The sequence below is a fragment of the bacterium genome (assembly GCA_040756715.1).
Lineage (GTDB): Bacteria > UBA9089 > UBA9088 > UBA9088 > UBA9088 > JBFLYE01.
The window spans coordinates 1-3,577 of sequence record JBFLYE010000009.1 but is presented as its reverse complement, the minus strand read 5'-3'; the positions used below and the strand labels follow the sequence as shown (position 1 = coordinate 3,577).

General features: G+C 37.7%; 4 protein-coding genes. All 4 read left to right on the top strand.

Features of this window, described 5'->3' with window-relative positions:
• Window positions 1-114 precede the first annotated feature (114 nt).
• Window positions 115-1,626, top strand: coding sequence for a hypothetical protein (locus tag AB1397_00220; protein ID MEW6481430.1), 1,512 nt, complete (start codon window positions 115-117; stop codon window positions 1,624-1,626).
• A gap of 1 nt (window position 1,627) precedes the next feature.
• Window positions 1,628-2,389 (top strand): peptidylprolyl isomerase, encoded by a 762-nt coding sequence (locus tag AB1397_00215; protein ID MEW6481429.1) that lies wholly within the window; start codon window positions 1,628-1,630, stop codon window positions 2,387-2,389.
• Between the two features lie 12 nt (window positions 2,390-2,401).
• Window positions 2,402-3,091: a prenyltransferase/squalene oxidase repeat-containing protein gene (locus AB1397_00210; GenBank protein ID MEW6481428.1), complete on the top strand. Its 690-nt coding sequence runs from the start codon at window positions 2,402-2,404 to the stop codon at window positions 3,089-3,091.
• On the top strand, window positions 3,070-3,577 hold a 508-nt coding region (locus AB1397_00205; protein ID MEW6481427.1), incomplete at its 3' end, for a CARDB domain-containing protein. The genes AB1397_00210 and AB1397_00205, both read left to right, overlap by 22 nt.

Genomic DNA, 3,577 nt, shown 5'->3' with positions numbered 1-3,577 from the left:
ATATAATCTATTTGTTGCATCTGTTTGAGTTACCCTCCTTTTAGAGAGATTTAAAGGGTTATAATACTCATTCAGGTGCAACATTTTCAAGAGATTATATTTGCACCATATTCCGTGAAGAGCCAGATTAATGGAGAAATAAAAGCAGAAGGAAACCCTATAGGAATGGCAGAAGATGAGGCAATCTCTTTAACCTTTATTGATCCAGGAAGACCATCAGAAATGATAACCAAGAATATTACCTCAGGGGGATACTATGCCTTTGGCCTTCTTCTCTCAAGAATCCCAGGAGAAGCCATTGAGATAACCAGCAATAGATTTAGTGAAAGCTATAAAACAAAGCCTCTTTACAATTCTAATGGCCTCTTAGAGGATGATATAATGGGAGAAGCCCTTTATTTCTCATCATTAAACTGGCTCTATCAAACAGAGAAACAAGAAAGAATAGCCTCATCTATTCTTAATGTCATAACCCAAAGAAGCGCAGAGATAACCTCAGAGATTGCCACAGAAAGAGACTGGCTTTGGGGTATGCCAAGAAAGCTAAATCTAATGGGAATAAGTGTAGATGTGGGAAGGGATACCTCAATTGTTAATCCAATCGATAATGACCAAACCAAGATAAAGAAATTCATAACCTTAACCCTATACAATGGCTCAGTCAATGAACACTTAGACTTAGACATCCCCTTAGGAACACCTACGGCTGTCTCTGCTGTTAAAGCTATCCAAATCTCGGCTCAACAAGGTATCCCCATCCACCATATAGACTCAACCAATATTGACTCCATCCTACCCATCCTTCAAGTAGCCTCTGATGTAAAGACAGACATTAAGAACTCAGTCAATGCAGGTTATGAGGTGATCGTTCCAGAAAGAGAGATCACCTATTATGGATGGCAGGGAACAGGCTACATCATCCAAGATCCAACAACAGGGGCAGGGGCTTGTTTGATCTCAGGAGGGGCGGCAGGGGCAATGGTGCTAGCTGCTGTGGGAATAATAGCCCTTGCATTAGCTGATTTTGTAGAAACAAATGCATTGATAGTAGAGGGAGATACAAGTTTTTGGGTATTTAAAGTAGCTCCTTTCTACATCCCAGAGATGGGAGAATTTATTATTGCAGGAGCTACTTTTATTTGGGGTTATCTTCCAATTTGTAAAAAAATATCTACCGCAGAAGGGTTTTTAAATGAGGCTAAAGATACCAAATATAAAATTCTCTATTTTATAGGGCATGGATGGGGAGGTGGATTATGCTTGTATAAAGGAGAAGAAAGTGTTACCACAGGACAGATTTCTGGGATTGACACTTCACATTTTACCTATGTTCATTTGGATGCATGCCATAGTATAGGTGTTGCAAACGCTTTTGCTTCCCAAGCTAAATTAGGATATAATTCATTCTATGCTGGCCCAGTAGATTTTTATTACTTTGATGTCCCATATTTGCTTTGCCTTTGTGGGGGAGCTTCTATAAAATCTGCAAAGGATTATGCAATGTGGAATTATTCACGACCATATGTCCTCTTACTAAGAAAAATTGCTTTAATCCTATTTGGATTAACACCAGATGAATTTAAACCAGAGATTTCTGGAAACAAAGATTTAATCTTGAAAAAATAGAATGAAAAAGTTTATAATGGCTATTAAAGCACATTGGGGATTAGTTGCATTGATTTTATTTCTTACAATTATATGTATATGCATAGTAATCTTTACATCCCCTTTCCCTCCTCCTCTTGCTCCTCTTGTATATTATGGAAAATTATCAGGCCAAACTTCAGATTTTAATGAGGAGGCATTAAAAGAAATGAGAGTGGCAATTTATAGATATTATCAGGAAAATAGAAAATGGCCCTCTGCATTAGATGAAATTTCTAAATACTTTGACTCTCACAAAATTCCACATACTTCATTTTTGAAAGAAATATATCTATTTGAGATAAAATTTGATACAGAAAGAGATGGTAAGAGAGTAGAGAAAGAATTAAATAAAAAGATAATTTCAGATAAAATAAGAAAGGTTTTTAAAGAAAAAGGTTGCTTTTTAAAAGAACCAGGGATTATCAAGAAAGTAGATATAGGAAGATGGGAAATAGAAGGCAAGGACAAAATTTATATTGTAAGAATAGAAAGGTGGAGATTAAGCATATATGAAGAAACTAATCATCCTATTTCCAAAGAAGTTGTTATTGAAAAATTTGGTCATGGCCATAAGATGTATAAATCAACCAAAACTCTTATCGTCCATACAAAATCCAACCAAAGAATTCATCCATCCCAAATCACCGATGAAGGTGGCTGGATTTATAGCCCTGATTCTGGGGATATTAGAATCAATTGCTCTCATAAGGATAGCAAGGGGGTTTATTATTATGAATGGTAAAGGAGGACTAAAATGAATAAGATTAAATGGCTGATATTATTGGTAGGATTGGGTATAACCCAGGGGATGGCTCAACAAGAGGCCATCACTAAAGGTGTGGAGTGGCTAAAAGGCACTCAAAATACATCTGGCAGTTGGGGCGATGAGGAGATGATTGCCTCTGCTGTGATTGATACCACTGCTGTATTGGATACCTTTTATTACCTCAATGAGACTGATGCAAGTTACACTAAAGGTATTGAATGGCTGGGAACACAAAGTGTATTCTCTTGCTCCCTCCTTGCAAGAATAATAAAGACATTGGCTGAATCAGGAACAGATACATCAAATCTTGTTGATCTCCTACTTACCTATCAAAGAGAAGATGGTGGATTTGGTGGATATGGAATAGGGAATTTAGACACCTTCCTTGCTCTCTCTGCCCTCAAATCAGCCAACTACCCTAACACCACAGTGATTGAATCTGCCCTCTGGTATCTTATATCAAATCAGAATGATGATGGAGGGTTTGGATTTGATGAAAGCAATGTTTATCTTACCTCCCTTGCCATTCTTAGTTTAAACCAATACAAAGACCAATTTTATCTTACTCCAAATATTGAAAAGGCAAAGAATTGGCTTATCTTACAAACCCCAGAGACCCTCTGGGAGAAAGCCATTGCCTATTCGGCAAGTGCGGAATGCAGAATGCGGAATTATTAAACTATATTTTAGCCAATCAATGGGAGAATGGAAGCTGGGATAATGACCCATTTACTACCGCTTTATGCTTAAGGGCAATCAAAGATAGCCTCATACCACCACCTATTATAGACCTGAAAGCCTGTTATATCTCCTACTCTCCCGGAACACCTTCTGCTTCTGATACCATACTTCTCAGTGCCACTGTATTAAATTCAGGAAATACCACCATCACTGGTATAGAATCCCAGTTTTATATAGCCACATCTACCTTAGGGCCAATACTCTTTATTCCAAGATTAGAACCACAAAGATATGCTACAGTCAGCCTCAGCCTATCATCTGCTGCCGGGACATACACTATTCTTGCCGTCTTTGATCCAAGAAATCTTATTGAAGAAGAGAACGAAGAGAATAATACAGCTACTGCTACCTTAATTGTTTCTGAAACAGTTGTTGGTCCACCTGATCTTCTATTTACAAACATCTCAGTATCCAATCCTACAC